We start from the raw sequence: 18012 nt of genomic DNA on the forward strand, positions 1-18012 counted from the left end.
ACCAACCCGATGAGGTGTCTATGAGCCAGGAACTAGCAAACGTCTTCAACCCGCTGGCCCAGCCGCAGACGTTCAACCAGATCCGCATCTCGCTGGCTTCGCCGGAGAAGATCCTGTCGTGGTCCTATGGCGAGATCAAGAAGCCAGAGACCATCAACTACCGGACCTTCAAGCCGGAGCGTGACGGCCTGTTCTGTGCGCGGATCTTCGGTCCCGTGAAGGACTATGAGTGCCTGTGCGGCAAGTACAAGCGGATGAAGTACAAGGGCGTCGTCTGCGAGAAATGCGGCGTCGAGGTGACCCTTTCCAAGGTGCGTCGTGAGCGGATGGGCCATATCGAGCTGGCCGCGCCCGTGGCTCACATCTGGTTCCTGAAATCGCTTCCCTCCCGGATCGCGATGTTCCTCGACATGACGCTCAAGGATGTCGAGCGAGTTCTCTATTTCGAGCAGTACATCGTCATTGAGCCCGGCATCACGCCGCTCGAGCCCATGCAGCTCCTCACCGAAGAGGAGTACATGGAGGCGCAAGAGCAGTACGGCGAGGACCAGTTCACCGCCGGTATCGGCGCCGAGGCCATCCGCGAGATCCTCGCCAATATGGATCTCGAGCAGATCACCGAACAGCTCCGTGTGGAGATCGCTGAATCGACCTCCGAGCTGAAGCCCAAGAAGCTCGCCAAGCGCCTCAAGCTGATCGAGAACTTCATGGCCTCGGGCAACAAGCCCGAGTGGATGATCATGACGGTCATCCCGGTCATCCCGCCGGAGCTGCGCCCGCTGGTGCCGCTGGACGGTGGCCGTTTTGCGACGTCCGACCTCAACGACCTCTACCGCCGGGTCATCAACCGCAACAACCGCCTCAAGCGCCTGATCGAGCTGCGCGCACCGGACATCATCGTCCGCAACGAGAAGCGGATGCTGCAGGAGTCCGTGGACGCCCTGTTCGACAATGGCCGCCGTGGCCGCGTCATTACGGGTACGAACAAGCGCCCGCTCAAATCGCTCTCCGACATGCTCAAGGGTAAGCAGGGCCGCTTCCGCCAGAACCTGCTGGGTAAGCGCGTCGACTATTCTGGCCGTTCGGTCATCGTGGTCGGACCTGAGCTCAAGCTGCATGAGTGCGGCCTGCCGAAGAAGATGGCGCTCGAGCTCTTCAAGCCGTTCATCTACTCGCGCCTCGACGCCATGGGCCTCTCCGCCACGGTCAAGCAGGCGAAGAAGCTGGTCGAGAAGGAGCGTCCCGAGGTCTGGGACATCCTCGATGAGGTGATCCGTGAGCACCCGGTGATGCTGAACCGCGCGCCGACGCTTCACCGCCTCGGCATCCAGGCGTTCGAGCCCAAGCTGATCGAGGGCAAGGCCATCCAGCTTCACCCGCTCGTCTGTACCGCCTTCAACGCCGACTTCGACGGCGACCAGATGGCCGTGCACGTGCCGCTGTCGCTCGAAGCACAGCTCGAAGCCCGTGTGCTGATGATGTCCACCAACAACATCCTCAGCCCGGCCAACGGCAAGCCGATCATCGTGCCCAGCCAGGACATTGTCCTCGGCCTCTACTACATCACGCTCGAGAAGGAGAAGGACACCGGCGAGGGCATGGTGTTCGGCTCCATCGACGAGATCGAGCACGCGCTCGCCGCCGGCGCGGTGAGCCTGCACGCCAAGGTCAAGGCCATCTGGCGCTCGGTCGATGCCGAGGGCAACGAGACCAAGGAGCTGGTGGAGACGACGCCTGGCCGCATGAAGGTGGCGGCGATCCTGCCCAAAGACAACGCCGTTCCCTTCGAGGCGATCAACAAGCTTCTGACCAAAAAGACCATTCAGGGCCTGATCGACACGGTCTACCGCCATTGCGGCCAGAAGAAGACCGTGATCTTCGCCGACCACATCATGGAGCTCGGCTTCAAGGAGGCCTGCAAGGCGGGCATCTCCTTCGGCAAGGACGACATGGTGATCCCGGACACCAAGGTAGGCATCGTCGAGGAGACCCGTCAGCTTGCCTCGGAATACGAGCAGCAGTATGCGGACGGTCTCATCACCCGCGGCGAGAAGTACAACAAGGTCGTCGACGCCTGGGCGAAGTGCACGGACCGTGTCGCCGAGGAGATGATGAAGGAGATCTCCACGACCAAGTTCGATCCGGAGACGGGCCGTCAGCAGGAGCCGAACTCGGTCTACATGATGAGCCACTCCGGTGCCCGCGGCTCACCCACCCAGATGCGCCAGCTCGCCGCCATGCGCGGCCTGATGGCGAAACCCTCCGGCGAGATCATCGAGACGCCCATCGTCTCGAACTTCAAGGAAGGCCTCACCGTGCTCGAGTACTTCAACTCGACCCACGGTGCACGGAAGGGTCTGGCGGACACCGCGCTCAAGACGGCGAACTCGGGCTACCTCACCCGCCGCCTCGTGGACGTGGCCCAGGACTGCATCGTCAAGGAAGAGGACTGCGGCACCGAGACCGGCATCACCCTGGAGGCCATCGTGGACTCCGGTGAGATCGTGCTCAGCCTGTCCGAGCGCCTTCTGGGCCGGACGCTCCTTCAGGACGCGGTCGATCCCGACAGCGGCGAGGTCATGATCGAGGCGGGCACCCAGCTCGACGAGAACCAGGCCGAAGCCGTCGAGAAGGCCGGCATCCAGAAGATCAAGGTGCGCAGCCCGCTCACCTGCGAGACGCCGATCGGCGTTTGTGCCACCTGCTACGGCCGTGACCTGGCCCGCGGCGAAGCCGTGAACGTGGGCGAGGCGGTCGGCGTCATCGCGGCCCAGTCCATTGGCGAGCCGGGCACCCAGCTCACCATGCGGACCTTCCACGTGGGCGGTACGGCCCAGGTGGGCGACGTCTCGCTGATCGAGGCCAGCCACGAAGGCACGATCCACCTGGAGAACCGCCAGGCGGTGAAGGACAGCTCCGGCGATCTGGTCGTCATGGGTCGCAACACACTCATCAAGATCCGCGGCAAGGACGGCGAGGACCTCGCTTCCTTCAAGGTGACCTACGGCACCAAGCTGCGCGTCGATGACGGTGACAAGGTCGAGCGCGGCCAGCGCCTCGCCGACTGGGACCCCTACACCCTGCCCATCATGACCGAGGGCAAGGGCAAGGTGCGCTACGAAGACCTCGTGGAAAGCGTCAGTGTCCAGATGGTCGCCGACGAGGATACGGGCCTCGCGAGCCGCGTCGTCACCGACTGGCGCTCCAACCCGCGCGGCGGGGATCTGCGTCCCGCCATCGCCATCGTTGACGATGAGGGCGAGGTGATGAAGCTGGAGAACGGCCAGGAGGCGCGCACGCTTCTCCCGGTTGAGGCCATTCTCTCGGTCTCCGACGGCGACAAGGTCGGCCCCGGCGACGTGCTGGCTCGTATTCCCACGGAGGGCGCGAAGACCCGCGACATCACCGGCGGTCTGCCGCGGGTGGCGGAGCTCTTCGAGGCGCGCCGTCCCAAGGATCACGCCATCATCGCCGAGATCGACGGCCGCGTGGAGTTCGGGCGCGACTACAAGAACAAGCGCCGCATCTCCATCGTGCCGGTGGACGAGGAGCAGGAGACGAAGGAGTACCTGGTTCCCAAGGGCAAGCACCTCGCGGTCCAGGAAGGCGATTTCATCGCAAAGGGCGAGTACCTGCTCGACGGCAACCCGGCGCCGCACGACATTCTGGACGTGATGGGGATCGAGGCGCTCGCTGACTACCTCATCAACGAGATCCAGGAGGTCTACCGCCTCCAAGGCGTGCCGATCAACGACAAGCACATCGAGGTGATCGTCCGCCAGATGCTGCAGAAGGTCGAGGTCAGCTCGCCCGGTGACAGCCCGTTCCTCAAGGACGAGCAGGTCGATAAGGTGGAGTTCGACGAGGTCAATGCTCAGCTCGAAGAGCAGGGCAGCGAGAAGGCCGTCGGCCACCCCGTCCTCCTCGGCATCACCAAGGCGTCGCTCCAGACACGGAGCTTCATCTCCGCCGCGTCCTTCCAGGAGACCACGCGGGTGCTCACCGAAGCCGCCGTTCAGGGCAAGGTGGATACCCTCGAAGGCCTCAAGGAGAACGTCATCGTCGGCCGCCTCATCCCGGCGGGCACGGGCGGTCAGATGGCCAAGCACCAGATCGAAGCCGACAAGCGCGACGATCAGCTCATCGAGGAGCGCGAGCACCGTCAGGCCGCAGCGCTTCCCGCACCGGAGGCCGCACTTCCCGAAGGCGGCAACGAGGCGGCCGCCGAGTAAGAGCGGCAGTTACCGATCAAGCGAGAAGGCCCGCTCCGCCGAGCGGGCCTTTTTCTTGCAGTAACCCCGGCGATACGAAAAAGGACCGGCCTTCGCGGAAGGTTTCGGTCACCACCACCCTTTAGGAACCAGCAGCATGGAGCAGGGCTCGAACACTCTAGGCGTCGTGGTCATCGGCCGGAACGAGGGCGAGCGCCTTCGCGCATGCTTGCGCTCCCTGCCGTCGGGCTGTCCCGTCGTCTATGTGGACTCAGGGTCTTCGGACGGCTCGGTCGAGCTGGCGCGAGGGGAGGGGGCGGCGGCGGTGGAGCTGACCACGGACAAACCCTTCTCCGCGGCCAGGGGACGCAATGAAGGCTTCGCCTATTTCCGCGAACACCATCCCGAGCTGACCTTCGTCCAGTTCATCGACGGCGACTGCGTGCTTCTCGATGGCTGGGTGGAAAGCGGGCTCGCCGCCCTCGGTAGCAATCCCAAACTCGCCGCCGTGGCGGGCCTGCGCAAGGAGCGGCACCCGGAGGCAAGCTGGTACAACGAGCTCTGCGCCATCGAGTGGAACACCCCCGTGGGCAGGGCCAACGCCGTGGGCGGCGACGCGATCTACCGGGTCTCCGCCTTCGAGGAGGTTGGCGGCTTCGACCCGATGATGATGGCGGGGGAGGAGCCCGAGCTCTGCCTGCGTCTGCGTCGGCAGGGCCACGAGATCGAACGCCTGGACGCCGACATGACCCTCCACGACGCCGACATCCACAGCTTCTCCGCCTGGTGGAAGAGGGCGGTCCGCTCCGGCTACGCCTACACCCTAGGGGCTCTGAAGCACGGACGCGAAGGCTACCGAGTGAAGGAAGTCATCCGCTCGCTGGTCTGGGGCGCGGGGCTTCCTCTCCTCGCATTGGCTGCTCTGCTGATGGGTCTCTGGCCTCTCACTTTGATCGTTCTCGCGCTCTATGGAGCCAAGTGGCTCCGGCTACGCCGTAGGTTCAAAACGGCTGGCCTGCCTGCGACCCGTCTGGCAAGCTACCTCATGCTGGCAAACATCGCCGAGGTGCGGGGAATCGCGCAGGCGCTGACCGAGGGCAGATCCGGTCGCCGCATCATCGAATACAAGGGCACGCAATCATGACAGAAGCAAAGCTCGATCGCCATGGCCAGCATATCGTTCTCTGTGGGTCGCTCCGGGCGGGAACGACCCTTCTGCGCCTGCTCATAGGCCAGCACAGCCAGGTTCACGGGCAGGGGGAGAGCGACTTTCTCTTCGACGGCGCACCGGAAGAGGGCGGGGGAACGGCGGAAGAGCTGAAAACATTCTTCGACAAGGTCGCTGCCTCGCGTAGTACCAAGGCGCAGGGGATCACCCCCTCTCCCGGCAAGACCTATGAGGAGATGCTGGACGATCTTCTCGGTCAGCACCGGACGGAGGGTAAGCGCCTCCTCATCACCACGCATCGGCACCACGACGTCGCCGCGAAATTTCTGCCGAACGCTGTCTTCGTACGCCTCCAGCGGGATCCCCGCGATGTGGCGCTCAGCGCGAAGGCGATGGGGTGGGGCGGGGTGCCGTACCGCTCGGTGAGCTGCTGGATCGACTCGGAAGCAAGCTGGCTCGCCGCCGAACCTCACCTCACAAGCGAGCGCCAGGTTTTCGTGCGGTATGAAGACCTTACCGGCGATCCCGAGAAGGAGATGCGCCGTATTCTCGAAGCGGTTGGCCTGCCTTTCGAGGAGGCGGTTCTCGTCCCCTCCGGTTCCACCTACTCCGCCCCCAAACCGCGCGCACCGGAGCAGTTCCGCACCAGGCTCACTGAGCGCGAGATTGCGGAGATCAACAGCAGGGTGGCGCTGTCGAGTGAAAGCTACGGCTACGACCTCACCCCAGCATATGCGCCGAAGGGCATAAGAAAGGCCCAACTGACTGTCGAGGGAAGCGCCCGTCAGTTCGCCTTTGCCGCGAAGAGATACGGGTTCGTCACGCAACTGGCCTCTGTGCTGGGCAGGAAGCTGAAGCTTGGCTTCCTCAGTGACTACGCCCAACCTCGCATCCAGAAGAAGGTCGTCGAGCACCTCAAATAGGTGCTTCGGTCCTTGCGAGTTCTTTAATCGCCTAGGCAGCGGTTGACGAAGCGGTGAAAGGCCGCTAGCCGCAGCCGACGCCAGATAGGGCGCTGTCGGCTTCGGCCGAAACAACCCTGGGCACATCGTCATCGTCGGCATCATGCGCCGCGCGGGCCTCTTGCTTAGCGCGGCATAGGCTTTGTTGTACCGGTGAGGGCGGTTCGAGGACACGAGCGAAGAGAAAAAGGGCGTTCATGCCGACGATTCAGCAGCTTATCCGCAAACCGCGGAAGCCGAAGCGGAAGATCAACAAGGTTCCGCACCTGCAGGGCAACCCGCAGAAGCGCGGCGTGTGCACCCGCGTCTACACCACGACCCCGAAGAAGCCGAACTCGGCCCTTCGGAAAGTGGCCAAGGTCCGCCTGACCAACGGCTACGAGGTCATCAGCTACATTCCCGGTGAGGGTCACAACCTTCAGGAGCACTCCGTGGTGCTCATCCGCGGCGGCCGCGTGAAGGACCTTCCCGGTGTCCGCTACCACATCCTTCGCGGTGTCCTCGACACGCAAGGCGTCAAAGACCGTAAGCAGCGCCGTTCGAAATACGGCGCCAAGCGTCCCAAGTAAGGGTTCAAGAGATGTCACGCAGAAGACGCGCCGAGAAACGCCCCGTCGATCCGGATCCCAAGTTCCACGACGTTCAGATCTCGAAGTTCATGAACTACGTCATGCTCGACGGCAAGAAGTCCGCTGCCGAGAAGATCGTCTACGGCGCTCTCGACCGCATGGAAGAGAAGCTCCGCCGTCCGCCGCTCGAGACCTTCCGCGATGCCATGGAGAACGTGGTGCCCGCGGTAGAAGTGCGCTCGCGCCGGGTTGGCGGTGCCACCTACCAGGTGCCCGTCGAGGTTCGCCAGGACCGCAAGCAGGCCCTCGCCATGCGTTGGCTTATCGGGGCGGCCCGCAAGCGCAACGAGACGACCATGATCGATCGCCTCTCGGGCGAGCTCATGGATGCAGCCCAGAACCGGGGCGCAGCCGTCAAGAAGCGTGAGGACACGCATAAGATGGCGGAGGCGAACCGCGCCTTCGCCCATTACCGCTGGTAGCGATCTTGATGCGCCGCGTTCTCGTTCTCATCTGCGCTACGGCGCTGGCGGCCTGCTCCACCACGGTGGAGCCGGAGCCGTCCGTGCGCCGCGCGGATGCAGAGCCGAGAGCGGCGCTGACCAGCCTGACCATCGGCAGCAGATCCATCAGGACCCTGGCCGGTGAGGGTGAGGCGCAGGAGATCGCACGGCGCTCCAGCATGGCGGCGGCTGCGGCTTTCGCGGGCGACAATAAGGGTAACGCCTGTTTCGAGGATCCGGTCCTCGAAGGGGTGATCGGGGGCGAGCTCAACCGCGAGCAGACCCGCCGGGAAGAGTTCTGGACCTACTCGGTCTGCGGGGAGCCCTACGAGGTTCCCGTCACGGTTACGAAACAACAAGGCTCGGGGACGGTTGCATTTCGCATCGGTTCCGGGCGAGAGGCGCGCTGAGGCAGGCGCAAGCCAAGGATCGACACATGACACGCGAATATCCCATCGAGGACTACCGCAATTTCGGCATCATGGCCCATATCGACGCGGGCAAGACGACGACGACCGAGCGGATTCTCTACTACACCGGCAAGTCCTACAAGATCGGCGAAGTCCATGACGGCGCCGCGACCATGGACTGGATGGAGCAGGAGCAAGAGCGCGGCATCACGATCACTTCGGCTGCGACTACCACCTTCTGGTCAGGCCGCGACGGTAAGAAGCGCCGCCTGAACATCATCGACACCCCTGGCCACGTGGACTTCACCATCGAGGTCGAGCGTTCGCTTCGCGTGCTCGACGGCGCCGTGGCGCTGCTCGACGGCAATGCCGGTGTCGAGCCGCAGACCGAGACCGTGTGGCGTCAGGGTGACAAGTACCGCGTGCCGCGCATGTTCTTCATCAACAAGATGGATAAGCTTGGCGCCAACTTCTACACCTCCGTGGACAGCATTCACGAGCGCCTCGGCTGTAAGACGGTCGTGCTGCAGCTTCCCATCGGTGAAGAGAGCGACTTCAAGGGCGTTGTCGACCTCATCGAGATGGACGCCATCGTCTGGAACGAAGAGACCCTCGGTGCCTCCTTCGACCGTGTCGAGATCCCGGCGGACCTCAAGGACAAGGCCGAAGAGTACCGCGAGAAGATGATCGAGACGGTCGTCGAGCTCGATGAAGCGGCGATGGAAGCCTATCTCGAAGGCGAGCTGCCCTCGAACGACAAGATCCGTGAGCTGATCCGCAAGGGCACCATCAGCGTGGAGTTCCACCCGGTTCTTCTTGGTACGGCGTTCAAGAACAAGGGCGTTCAGCCGCTACTCGACGCGGTGGTGGACTTCCTGCCGAGCCCCGTCGACGTTCCGGCGATCAAGGGCGTGCTGCCCGACAGCGACGAGGAAGTGACCCGTCCGTCCTCTGACGACGAGCCGCTCTCCATGCTGGCGTTCAAGATCATGAACGACCCATTCGTGGGCACGCTGACCTTCTGCCGCATCTACTCCGGTCACCTGGAACAGGGCGTCTCGCTCCTGAACTCGGTGAAGGGCAAGAAAGAGCGCGTCGGCCGTATGCTGCTGATGCACTCCAACTCCCAGGAAGAGATCAAGAACGCCTATGCCGGTGACATCGTCGCTATTGCGGGCCTTAAGGACACCACGACGGGTGATACGCTCTGCGTGACCTCGAAGCCGGTGATCCTGGAGCGTATGGAGTTCCCCGAGCCGGTCATCTCGCTCGCCGTAGAGCCGAAGACCAAGGCCGACCAGGAGAAGATGGGCATCGCCCTCAACCGTTTGGCGGCGGAGGACCCGTCCTTCCGGGTGCGTACGGATGAGGAGAGCGGCCAGACCATCATCGCTGGTATGGGCGAGCTTCACCTCGACATCCTCGTCGACCGCATGAAGCGCGAGTTCAAGGTGGAAGCGAACGTCGGTGCGCCTCAGGTGGCCTATCGCGAGACCATCACCCGCGATGCCGACATCGACTACACCCACAAGAAGCAGTCGGGTGGTTCGGGTCAGTTTGCCCGCATCAAGTTCAAGATCGGCCCGGCCGAGCCCGGCGATGGTTTCATCTTCGAGAACTCGGTTGTCGGCGGCAACATTCCGAAGGAGTACATCCCCGGTGTCGAGAAGGGTCTCAAGCAGATCCAGGAAAGCGGCCTTCTGGTCGGCTTCCCGATCCTCGACTTCAAGGTGGACCTCTATGACGGCGCCTTCCACGACGTCGACTCCTCGGTTCTCGCCTTCGAGATCGCGGCCCGCGGCGCGATGCGCGAGCACAAGTCCGATCTGGGTCTGGCTCTTCTCGAGCCGGTCATGAAGGTCGAGGTGGTCACCCCTGACGAGTACACCGGCACGGTCATCGGCGACCTCAACTCCCGCCGCGGCCAGATCCAAGGTCAGGAAGTTCGGGGCAACGCCACCGTCGTCAACGCGATGGTGCCGCTGGCCAACATGTTCGGCTACGTGAACAATCTGCGCTCGGCCACGCAAGGTCGCGCTCAGTACACGATGCAGTTCGATCACTACGAGCGCGTCCCCAACGCGGTCGCAGACGAAGTAAAGGCGAAACTAGCGGGCTGACCTCAGGGAAACCCGACGAAGATCCGCCTCCGCCAAGACCGGGGGCCGCCACGCTCAGGCAAGGTGCGGTCCTCCGGTTACTGACAGAGGCAGTGAGTAAACGAAGAACTTAGCGGTACGGAGACTTAAGATGGCTAAGGAAAAGTTTGAGCGGACAAAACCGCACGCCAATATCGGCACCATCGGTCACGTCGACCACGGCAAGACCACGCTGACGGCTGCGATCACCAAGTACTTTGGTGACTTCCGTGCCTATGACGAGATCGACGGCGCGCCGGAAGAGCGTGAGCGCGGCATCACCATCTCGACCGCCCACGTCGAGTACGAGACCGACGGCCGTCACTACGCCCACGTCGACTGCCCCGGCCACGCTGACTATGTGAAGAACATGATCACGGGTGCCGCCCAGATGGACGGTGCGATCCTGGTCGTGAACGCCGCCGACGGCCCGATGCCCCAGACCCGTGAGCACATCCTGCTCGCCCGTCAGGTCGGCGTGCCTGCCATCGTCGTCTTCCTGAACAAAGTCGACCAGGTCGATGACGAGGAGCTTCTTGAGCTCGTCGAGATGGAAGTGCGTGAGCTTCTCTCCTCCTACGAGTTCCCAGGCGACGACATTCCGATCATCGCGGGCTCGGCTCTCGCTGCCCTCGAAGGCCGCGATCCGGAGATCGGCGAAGAGAAGATCAAGGAGCTGATGGCTCAGGTCGACGAGTATATTCCGACTCCTGAGCGTCCGGTCGACCAGACCTTCCTCATGCCGATCGAAGACGTATTCTCGATCTCCGGCCGCGGTACGGTTGTGACTGGCCGTGTCGAGCGCGGTGTGGTGAACGTTGGCGACGAGCTCGAAATCGTCGGTATCCGCGACACCAAAAAGACGACCTGCACGGGCGTCGAGATGTTCCGCAAGCTGCTTGATCGCGGTGAAGCCGGTGACAACGTGGGTGTTCTCCTCCGCGGTATCGACCGCGAGGGCGTCGAACGCGGCCAGGTGCTCTGCAAGCCGGGCTCCGTGAACCCGCACACGAAGTTTGTGGCCGAAGCCTACATCCTGACCAAGGAAGAGGGCGGCCGCCACACCCCGTTCTTCAACAACTACCGTCCGCAGTTCTACTTCCGGACGACCGACGTGACCGGCATCTGCACCCTTCCCGAGGGTACCGAGATGGTCATGCCCGGTGACAACGTGAACCTGAACGTCGAGCTGATCGTGCCGATCGCCATGGAAGAGAAGCTCCGCTTCGCTATCCGCGAAGGTGGCCGCACCGTCGGCGCCGGCATCGTTTCTTCGATCGTCGAGTAACAAGGCCTTTACAGGCGGCGGACCGCAGTGCATTGCGGTCCGCCGTTTCTTTTACAGAACCAGCTCCTCTGTGGTCCGAAGGCCGAACCCATGAGCCCAGTCGCAAGGACTAGGAATGCAACAGAACATCCGGATCAGGCTCAAGGCCTTCGATCACCGTGTGCTCGATACCTCCGCCAAGGAGATCGTCGCCACGGCCAAGCGGACCGGCGCGCAGGTGCGCGGCCCCATCCCGCTTCCCACCCATATCGATCGGTACACGGTCCTTCGCTCGCCGCACGTCAACAAGAAGTCGCGCGAGCAGTTCGAGATGCGCACCCATAAGCGCGTCCTCGATATCGTGGAGCCGACCCCGCAAACCATCGACGCGCTGATGAAGCTCGACCTCTCCGCAGGCGTCGACGTCGAGATCAAACTGGGAGCGTAAGCGATGTCCGTCACGGAACGTCAGCAGATGCGCAAGACCCAGCACCGGCCTCAGCCGCTGCCCGCCCAACATCAGGCGCGCACCGGTCTGATCGGCAAGAAGCTCGGCATGACGCGTCTTTACACCGCCGAAGGCACCCATGTGCCGGTCACGGTGGTCAGCCTCGAGAACTGTCAGGTGGTCAGCCACCGCACCGTGGAGCGCGACGGCTACACCGCCCTCCAGCTCGGTGCCGGCACCGTCAAGGTGAAGCGGGTCAGCAAACCGCTGCGCGGCCATTTCGCCAAGTCGAAAGTGGAGCCCAAGCGTAAGCTTGCTGAGTTCCGCGTGCCCGAGGACGCCATGATCGAGGTCGGCTCGACCATGACGGCGGACCATTTCATTGCCGGTCAGCGCGTCGATGTGGTCGGCACGTCGATCGGTAAGGGCTTTGCCGGCGGCATGAAGCGCCACAATTTCGGCGGCCTCCGTGCCTCGCACGGTGTCTCGATCAGCCACCGTTCGCACGGCTCCACCGGCCAGTGCCAGGACCCCGGCAAGGTGTTCAAAGGCAAGAAGATGGCCGGTCACATGGGCGACGTCCGCGTGACCACCCAGAATCTCGAAGTGGTCAAGACCGACGTCGCGCGCGGGCTGGTCCTGATCAAGGGCGCGGTGCCTGGCTCCGCTGGCTCCTGGGTTCTGATCAAGGATGCCATCAAGAAGGCGCTGCCCGAGGATGCACCGCGTCCCGGTGCGTTCGCGGCGCCCAACGAAGAAGTAGACGCCCCCGAAGAGGAGTCGATGCTGGCCGAGGCCGGTGAGAAGACCCCCGTCGGTGCCTATGAGGCGCCGGTCGAAGAGGACGAGGGCAAGGATAAAGAGGCAGGTTCTGTCGACGGCGCCGAAATGGACGGCGCCGGCGGCGGAGCGGATGCCGGTTCGGGAGATAAGAGCTGATGGAAGTCGATGTCATCAAGCTCGGCGCGGACAAGTCCGGCGCGGCTACGCTGAAGGACGAGATCTTCGGCCTTGAGCCCCGTGTGGATCTGCTGCACCGCTATGTAATCTGGCAGATGAACAAGCGCCAGCAGGGCACCCACGCCACCAAGGAACGCGGCGACGTGCGCGGTTCGACCCGCAAGATTGTCCGTCAGAAGGGTTCCGGCGGTGCGCGTCACGGCTCCAAGAAGGCGCCCCAGTTCCGCGGCGGCGGTGTGGCCCATGGCCCGCGTCCGCGCAGCCACGCGACCGATCTGCCGAAGAAGGTCCGTAAGCTGGCCCTGCGTCACGCCCTCTCCGCCAAGCAGACCGCCGGCGAGCTGATCGTGATCGATGAGGCGAAGCTGGATCAGGCGAAGACGTCCGAGCTCGTCAGCAAGCTGAAGCATCACGAGCTCAAAAGCGCGCTCTTCATGGACGGCACGTTCGATGAGAACTTCGCTCGGGCGGCCAAGAACATCCAAGGCGTGAACGTTCTCCCGGTGGCCGGTGCGAACGTCTACGACATCCTGAAACACGACAAACTGGTCCTGACCAAGGCTGCGGTCGAAGGTCTGGAAGCGAGGCTCGCATGACCGAAGCGACGGCCAAGCACTACGACACCATCACGGCACCGATCATCACCGAGAAGGCGACCCTCGGTGCCGAGAACAATCAGTACGTCTTCCGCGTACCGCTGTCCGCGTCGAAGCCCGAGATCGCCGAAGCCGTCGAAGCCCTCTTCGACGTCAAGGTGAAAAAGGTGAACACGCTGATCAATAAGGGCAAGTCCAAGCGTTTCCGTGGACGCCCTTACACGCGGTCCGACGTGAAGAAGGCGGTCGTCACCCTCGTGGATGGCGACAGCATCGACGTGACGACGGGGCTCTAGAACCATGCCTTTGAAGACATACAACCCGACTTCGCCCGGCCGCCGCACCCTGGTCACCATCGATCGTAAGGAGCTGTGGAAGGGCCGTCCCGAGAAGAGCCTGACCGAGGGCCTGACCAAGAACGGCGGGCGCAACAATAATGGCCGCATCACCGCTCGCCGTCAGGGCGGCGGTGCCAAGCGTCTCTATCGCCATGTCGACTTCAAGCGTCAGCGCTATGATGCGATCGGCGAGGTGCAGCGGATCGAGTACGACCCGAACCGCACGGCCTTCATCGCGCTCATTCAGTATGGCGACGGCATGAAGTCCTACATCCTCGCGCCGCAGCGTCTGGCCGTGGGCGACAAGGTCGTCTCCGGCGACCGCGTCGACGTGAAGCCCGGCAACGCCATGCCGCTCAAGAACGTTCCTGTCGGGACGATCGTGCACAATGTCGAGCTGAAGCCGCTCAAGGGTGGGCAGATCGCCCGCTCCGCCGGTGCCTATGTTCAGCTCGTCGGCCGCGATGGCGACTACGCGCTTCTCCGGCTCAAGTCCGGCGAGGTCCGTCTGGTCCATGGTGACTGCCGCGCCACCATCGGCGCGGTGTCGAACCCTGACCACTCGAACACGGTCCTCGGTAAGGCTGGCCGCAAGCGTCACCTGGGCAAGCGCCCGGCGGTTCGCGGTGTGGCCATGAACCCCATCGACCACCCCCATGGCGGCGGCGAAGGCCGTACCTCGGGCGGTCGTCACCCTGTCACCCCGTGGGGCAAACCCACCAAAGGTAAACGCACGCGGAGCAACAAGCAGACCGACCGTCTGATCGTTCGCTCGCGCCACGCGAAACGGAAAGGACGCTAACAGATGCCGCGTTCCGTATGGAAAGGACCTTTCGTCGATCGGTACCTCCTCAAGAAGGCGGCCGAGGCTGACGAAGGCAAGCACAAAGGCGGGATCAAGACCTGGTCGCGCCGCTCTACCATTCTGCCGAACTTCGTCGGGATGACCTTCAACGTCTATAACGGCCAGAAGTTCATCCCCGTCCACGTCACCGAAGACATGGTCGGACACAAGCTCGGCGAGTTCAGCCCGACCCGGACCTATTATGGTCACGGTGCGGACAAGAAGGCGAAGCGGAGATAAGCATGGGACAGATGAAAAACCCGTCCCGGCGTGAGGAAAATCAGGCGATCGCGAAAGGTCGCATGATCAAGACGTCTCCGCAGAAGATGAACCTCGTCGCCCAATCGATCCGCGGTAAGAAGGTCGAGCAGGCGAAGAACGAGCTTCTCTTCAGCCGCAAGCGCGTTGCCCGCGAGGTGCTCAGCGTACTGGAGAGTGCCATCTCCAACGCCGAGAACAACCACGATCTCGATATCGACGCGCTGGTCGTCGAAGAGGCTTTCGTCGGCAAGAACCTCGTCATGAAGCGCTTCCGTCCCCGTGCTCGCGGGCGCGTCGGCCGGATCAAGAAGCCCTTCGCCGAGATCACCATCAAGCTCCGCGAGAAGGAGACTGCATAATGGGTCAGAAAGTTAACCCGATCGGTCTCCGTCTGGGGATCAACCGCACCTGGGACAGCCGCTGGTACGCGCCGAAGGGTGCTTACGGCGACCTGCTCCACGAAGACCTTCAGATCAGGAACTACCTGCTGAAGCGCCTCGCCAATGCCGGTGTCTCGAAGATCATCATCGAGCGTCCCCACAAGAAGTGCCGCGTCACCATCTACTCGGCCCGTCCGGGTGTGGTGATCGGCAAGAAGGGCGCCGACATCGAGAAGCTCCGCCAGGAGCTTTCCAAGATGTCGTCCTCGGAGACCGTTCTCAACATTGTCGAGATCCGCAAGCCCGAGACCGACGCCACGCTGATCGCCGAGAACATCGCGCAGCAGCTCGAGCGTCGTGCCAGCTTCCGCCGCGCCATGAAGCGGGCCATTCAGACCGCCATGCGCATGGGTGCCCTCGGCATCCGCGTGAACTGCGCAGGTCGTCTTGGCGGCGCCGAGATCGCTCGGACCGAATGGTACCGCGAGGGCCGCGTGCCGCTTCACACGCTGCGCGCCGACATCGACTACGGTATCGCGACGGCTCGTACGACCTACGGCGCCATCGGCATCAAGGTCTGGGTCTTCAAGGGTGAAGTGCTCGAGCACGACCCCACCGCCCATGAGCGCCGCCTGGTCGAAGCCCAGACCGGCGGCCCGCAAATGAACCGTGAGCGTCGTCCGCGTCGCCGCGAGAACGCATAAGAGGGTCACATGCTACAGCCGAAACGGACGAAGTTCCGTAAACAGCATAAGGGCCGGATCAAAGGCACCGCCAAGGGCGGCACCGAGCTGAACTTCGGCTCCTTCGGCCTCAAGGCCGTGGAGCCCGAGCGGGTTACCGCCCGTCAGATCGAAGCCACCCGGAGAGCCATCACCCGCCACATGAAGCGGGCAGGGCGCGTCTGGATCCGTATCTTCCCCGACGTCCCCGTCACGGCCAAGCCGACGGAAGTTCGGATGGGTAAAGGTAAGGGTTCGGTGGACCGCTGGGTCTGCAAGGTGAAGCCCGGCCGGATCATGTTCGAGATCGACGGCGTGCCCGAGCCCATCGCCCGCGAGGCGCTGGCTCTTGGCGCCGCCAAGCTTCCGATCAAGACGCGCGTCGTCAAGCGGATCGGGGAGGGTGCATAATGAACGCTCAGGAAGTTCGCGACCTCAGCGACGACGAGCTCACGGCGAAGCTGCTCGACCTCAAGAAGGAGCAGTTCAACCTGCGCTTCCAGCGCGCCTCCGGTCAGCTCGAAAAGACCGACCGGGTGCGTGAGGTCCGCCGCGACATCGCTCGTATCAAGACGGCACAGACCGAGCGCCGCAAGGACAGTGAAGCCCCCGCCCGGACCAAGCCGGCGGAAGTGAAAGAGGACAAGGATGCCTAAACGTATTCTTCAAGGCCCTGTCGTTTCCGATAAGGGCGAGAAAACCGTTGTGGTCCGCGTGGACCGTAGCTATCTGCACCCGCTCTTGAAGAAGGTGGTGCGGCGCTCCAAGCGCTATCACGCCCATGACGAAGCCAACTCCGCAAAGGTCGGCGACGTCGTTCAGATCATCGAGTGCGCGCCGAAGTCGAAGCTGAAGCGCTGGGAACTCTACACCGAGACTGCCGAGGCAGCTTCGGCCGAAGGTTAAGTTTGAGCTTGCACCCGGTTTCCCCGGGGCAAAGAGGAGGATCGCATGATCCAGATGCAGACGAACCTCGACGTCGCCGACAATAGCGGCGCCAAGAGGGTGCAGTGCATCAAGGTCCTTGGCGGGGCCAAGCGGAAATACGCTTCCGTGGGCGACATCATCGTGGTGTCGGTCAAGGAAGCCATGCCGCGCGGCCGCGTCAAAAAGGGCCAGGTGATGAAGGCCGTTGTGGTCCGCACTGCGAAAGACATCCAACGCCGCGACGGCTCGGTCATCCGTTTCGACGGAAACGCCGCCGTCATCATCAACAACAACAAGGAGCCGATCGGCACCCGTATCTTCGGCCCGGTGACGCGCGAGCTTCGCCGCTCCGGCCACATGAAGATCGTCAGCCTCGCTCCGGAGGTTCTGTAAATGGCCGCGCGCATCAAGAAGGGCGACAAGGTCGTCGTCCTGGCGGGCAAGGACAAGGGCGCCGAGGGTGAAGTCCTCAAGGTGTTCCCGAAGGACTCCAAGGTCCTCGTCCAGGGCTGCCAGATGATTACCAAGCACACCAAGCCGACGCAGCAATCCGCTGGCGGCCTGCAGCGTACCGAGGCGCCGATCCATGTCTCGAACGTGGCGCTGAAGGACCCCAAGGACGGCAAGCCGACCCGCGTCGGCTTCGAGATCCGCGACGGCAAGAAGGTCCGCGTGGCCAAGCGCTCCGGGGAGGCTCTCGATGTCTGAGACCAAAGACTACACCCCGCGCCTTAAGGAGAAATACGTCTCCGAGATCCGCGCCAAGCTGAAGGAAGAGCTGCAGCTCGCCAATGAGATGCAGATCCCCAAGCTGGAAAAGGTCGTCCTCAACATGGGCGTCGGCGATGCGGTTAACGACCGTAAGTCGATCGAGAACGCGGCCAACGAGATGCAGGCCATCGCCGGTCAGAAGCCGGTGGTTACCACCGCCAAGAAGTCCATCGCCGGCTTCAAGGTGCGTGAGGAGATGGCCCTCGGTGTGAAGGTGACGCTGCGTAAGGACCGCATGTACGAGTTCCTTGACCGCCTCATCACCATCGCCATGCCTCGCATCCGGGACTTCCGCGGTCTGAACCCGAAGAGCTTCGATGGTCGCGGCAACTTCGCCATGGGCCTCAAGGAGCACATCGTGTTTCCCGAGATCGACTACGACAAGGTCGAGGGCCAGCGCGGTATGGACATCATCGTCTGCACCACGACCGATAATGACGAGCACGCCCGTGCGCTGCTCAAAGAGTTCAACTTCCCCTTCCGCAAGTAGGAAGGCTCATCTTCGGTACTTCCCGGCGGGGCCGGGAAAAGGCCGGA

At 63.2% G+C, this 18012-nt stretch carries 22 protein-coding genes; all 22 read left to right on the plus strand.

What is annotated here, in order from left to right; translation table 11 throughout:
- Positions 1-20 precede the first annotated feature (20 nt).
- Positions 21-4232: a DNA-directed RNA polymerase subunit beta' gene (rpoC, locus tag NOG11_RS02965; RefSeq protein WP_256618142.1), complete on the plus strand. Its 4212-nt coding sequence runs from the start codon at positions 21-23 to the stop codon at positions 4230-4232.
- Between the two features lie 136 nt (positions 4233-4368).
- Positions 4369-5355 (plus strand): glycosyltransferase family 2 protein, encoded by a 987-nt coding sequence (locus NOG11_RS02970; RefSeq protein WP_256618143.1) that lies wholly within the window; start codon positions 4369-4371, stop codon positions 5353-5355.
- A complete protein-coding gene (locus NOG11_RS02975; RefSeq protein WP_256618144.1) occupies positions 5352-6302 on the plus strand; it encodes a sulfotransferase family protein in 951 nt (316 codons plus the stop codon). The genes NOG11_RS02970 and NOG11_RS02975 overlap by 4 nt, the downstream gene beginning before the upstream one ends.
- Positions 6303-6538: 236 nt before the next feature.
- Complete coding sequence (gene rpsL / locus NOG11_RS02980) at positions 6539-6910, plus strand: 30S ribosomal protein S12 (RefSeq protein WP_183817093.1); 372 nt, start codon at positions 6539-6541, stop codon at positions 6908-6910.
- Between the two features lie 11 nt (positions 6911-6921).
- Positions 6922-7392 (plus strand): 30S ribosomal protein S7, encoded by a 471-nt coding sequence (gene rpsG, locus NOG11_RS02985; protein ID WP_256618145.1) that lies wholly within the window; start codon positions 6922-6924, stop codon positions 7390-7392.
- An 8-nt stretch (positions 7393-7400) separates the two neighbouring features.
- Positions 7401-7823: a hypothetical protein gene (locus NOG11_RS02990; RefSeq protein ID WP_256618146.1), complete on the plus strand. Its 423-nt coding sequence runs from the start codon at positions 7401-7403 to the stop codon at positions 7821-7823.
- A 26-nt stretch (positions 7824-7849) separates the two neighbouring features.
- Positions 7850-9943, plus strand: coding sequence for an elongation factor G (gene fusA / locus NOG11_RS02995; protein WP_256618147.1), 2094 nt, complete (start codon positions 7850-7852; stop codon positions 9941-9943).
- 130 nt (positions 9944-10073) lie between these two features.
- Entirely contained in the window at positions 10074-11249 is a 1176-nt protein-coding gene (tuf, locus tag NOG11_RS03000) for an elongation factor Tu (protein ID WP_256618148.1), read from the plus strand.
- Positions 11250-11364: 115 nt separating this feature from the next.
- A complete protein-coding gene (gene rpsJ, locus NOG11_RS03005) occupies positions 11365-11676 on the plus strand; it encodes a 30S ribosomal protein S10 (RefSeq protein ID WP_256618149.1) in 312 nt (103 codons plus the stop codon).
- A 27-nt stretch (positions 11677-11703) separates the two neighbouring features.
- The gene (rplC, locus tag NOG11_RS03010) at positions 11704-12615 is read left to right on the plus strand and encodes a 50S ribosomal protein L3 (protein WP_370468217.1); all 912 of its coding nucleotides are present in this window, start codon (positions 11704-11706) and stop codon (positions 12613-12615) included.
- Positions 12615-13232, plus strand: a complete 618-nt coding sequence (gene rplD / locus NOG11_RS03015; protein ID WP_256618150.1) for a 50S ribosomal protein L4 — start codon at positions 12615-12617, stop codon at positions 13230-13232. Before rplC ends, rplD begins: the two co-directional genes overlap by 1 nt.
- Positions 13229-13528 carry a 50S ribosomal protein L23 gene (locus NOG11_RS03020; RefSeq protein ID WP_256618151.1) on the plus strand — a complete coding sequence of 100 codons (300 nt, stop codon included), beginning with the start codon at positions 13229-13231 and terminating at the stop codon, positions 13526-13528. The genes rplD and NOG11_RS03020 overlap by 4 nt, the downstream gene beginning before the upstream one ends.
- Before the next feature lie 4 nt (positions 13529-13532).
- Positions 13533-14372 carry a 50S ribosomal protein L2 gene (gene rplB / locus NOG11_RS03025; RefSeq protein ID WP_256618152.1) on the plus strand — a complete coding sequence of 280 codons (840 nt, stop codon included), beginning with the start codon at positions 13533-13535 and terminating at the stop codon, positions 14370-14372.
- 3 nt (positions 14373-14375) lie between these two features.
- Positions 14376-14654, plus strand: coding sequence for a 30S ribosomal protein S19 (gene rpsS / locus NOG11_RS03030; RefSeq protein WP_256618153.1), 279 nt, complete (start codon positions 14376-14378; stop codon positions 14652-14654).
- 2 nt (positions 14655-14656) lie between these two features.
- A complete protein-coding gene (gene rplV / locus NOG11_RS03035) occupies positions 14657-15034 on the plus strand; it encodes a 50S ribosomal protein L22 (RefSeq protein WP_370468200.1) in 378 nt (125 codons plus the stop codon).
- Entirely contained in the window at positions 15034-15759 is a 726-nt protein-coding gene (rpsC, locus tag NOG11_RS03040) for a 30S ribosomal protein S3 (RefSeq protein ID WP_256618155.1), read from the plus strand. Before rplV ends, rpsC begins: the two co-directional genes overlap by 1 nt.
- A gap of 9 nt (positions 15760-15768) precedes the next feature.
- On the plus strand, positions 15769-16188 hold the full coding sequence (gene rplP / locus NOG11_RS03045; protein WP_256618156.1) for a 50S ribosomal protein L16: 420 nt from the start codon (positions 15769-15771) through the stop codon (positions 16186-16188).
- Positions 16188-16433, plus strand: coding sequence for a 50S ribosomal protein L29 (gene rpmC, locus NOG11_RS03050; protein WP_256618157.1), 246 nt, complete (start codon positions 16188-16190; stop codon positions 16431-16433). The genes rplP and rpmC overlap by 1 nt, the downstream gene beginning before the upstream one ends.
- Positions 16426-16683, plus strand: a complete 258-nt coding sequence (rpsQ, locus tag NOG11_RS03055; RefSeq protein WP_256618158.1) for a 30S ribosomal protein S17 — start codon at positions 16426-16428, stop codon at positions 16681-16683. The genes rpmC and rpsQ overlap by 8 nt, the downstream gene beginning before the upstream one ends.
- A 45-nt stretch (positions 16684-16728) precedes the next feature.
- Entirely contained in the window at positions 16729-17097 is a 369-nt protein-coding gene (rplN, locus tag NOG11_RS03060; protein ID WP_256618159.1) for a 50S ribosomal protein L14, read from the plus strand.
- The gene (gene rplX / locus NOG11_RS03065; protein WP_256618160.1) at positions 17098-17412 is read left to right on the plus strand and encodes a 50S ribosomal protein L24; all 315 of its coding nucleotides are present in this window, start codon (positions 17098-17100) and stop codon (positions 17410-17412) included. It begins immediately after the preceding gene.
- On the plus strand, positions 17405-17965 hold the full coding sequence (rplE, locus tag NOG11_RS03070) for a 50S ribosomal protein L5 (RefSeq protein WP_256618161.1): 561 nt from the start codon (positions 17405-17407) through the stop codon (positions 17963-17965). The genes rplX and rplE overlap by 8 nt, the downstream gene beginning before the upstream one ends.
- The last annotated feature ends 47 nt before the right edge of the window (positions 17966-18012 follow it).

Origin of the sequence: Parvularcula maris (assembly GCF_024505085.1) — a bacterium.
In the GTDB taxonomy this organism is placed as follows: domain Bacteria; phylum Pseudomonadota; class Alphaproteobacteria; order Caulobacterales; family Parvularculaceae; genus Parvularcula; species Parvularcula maris.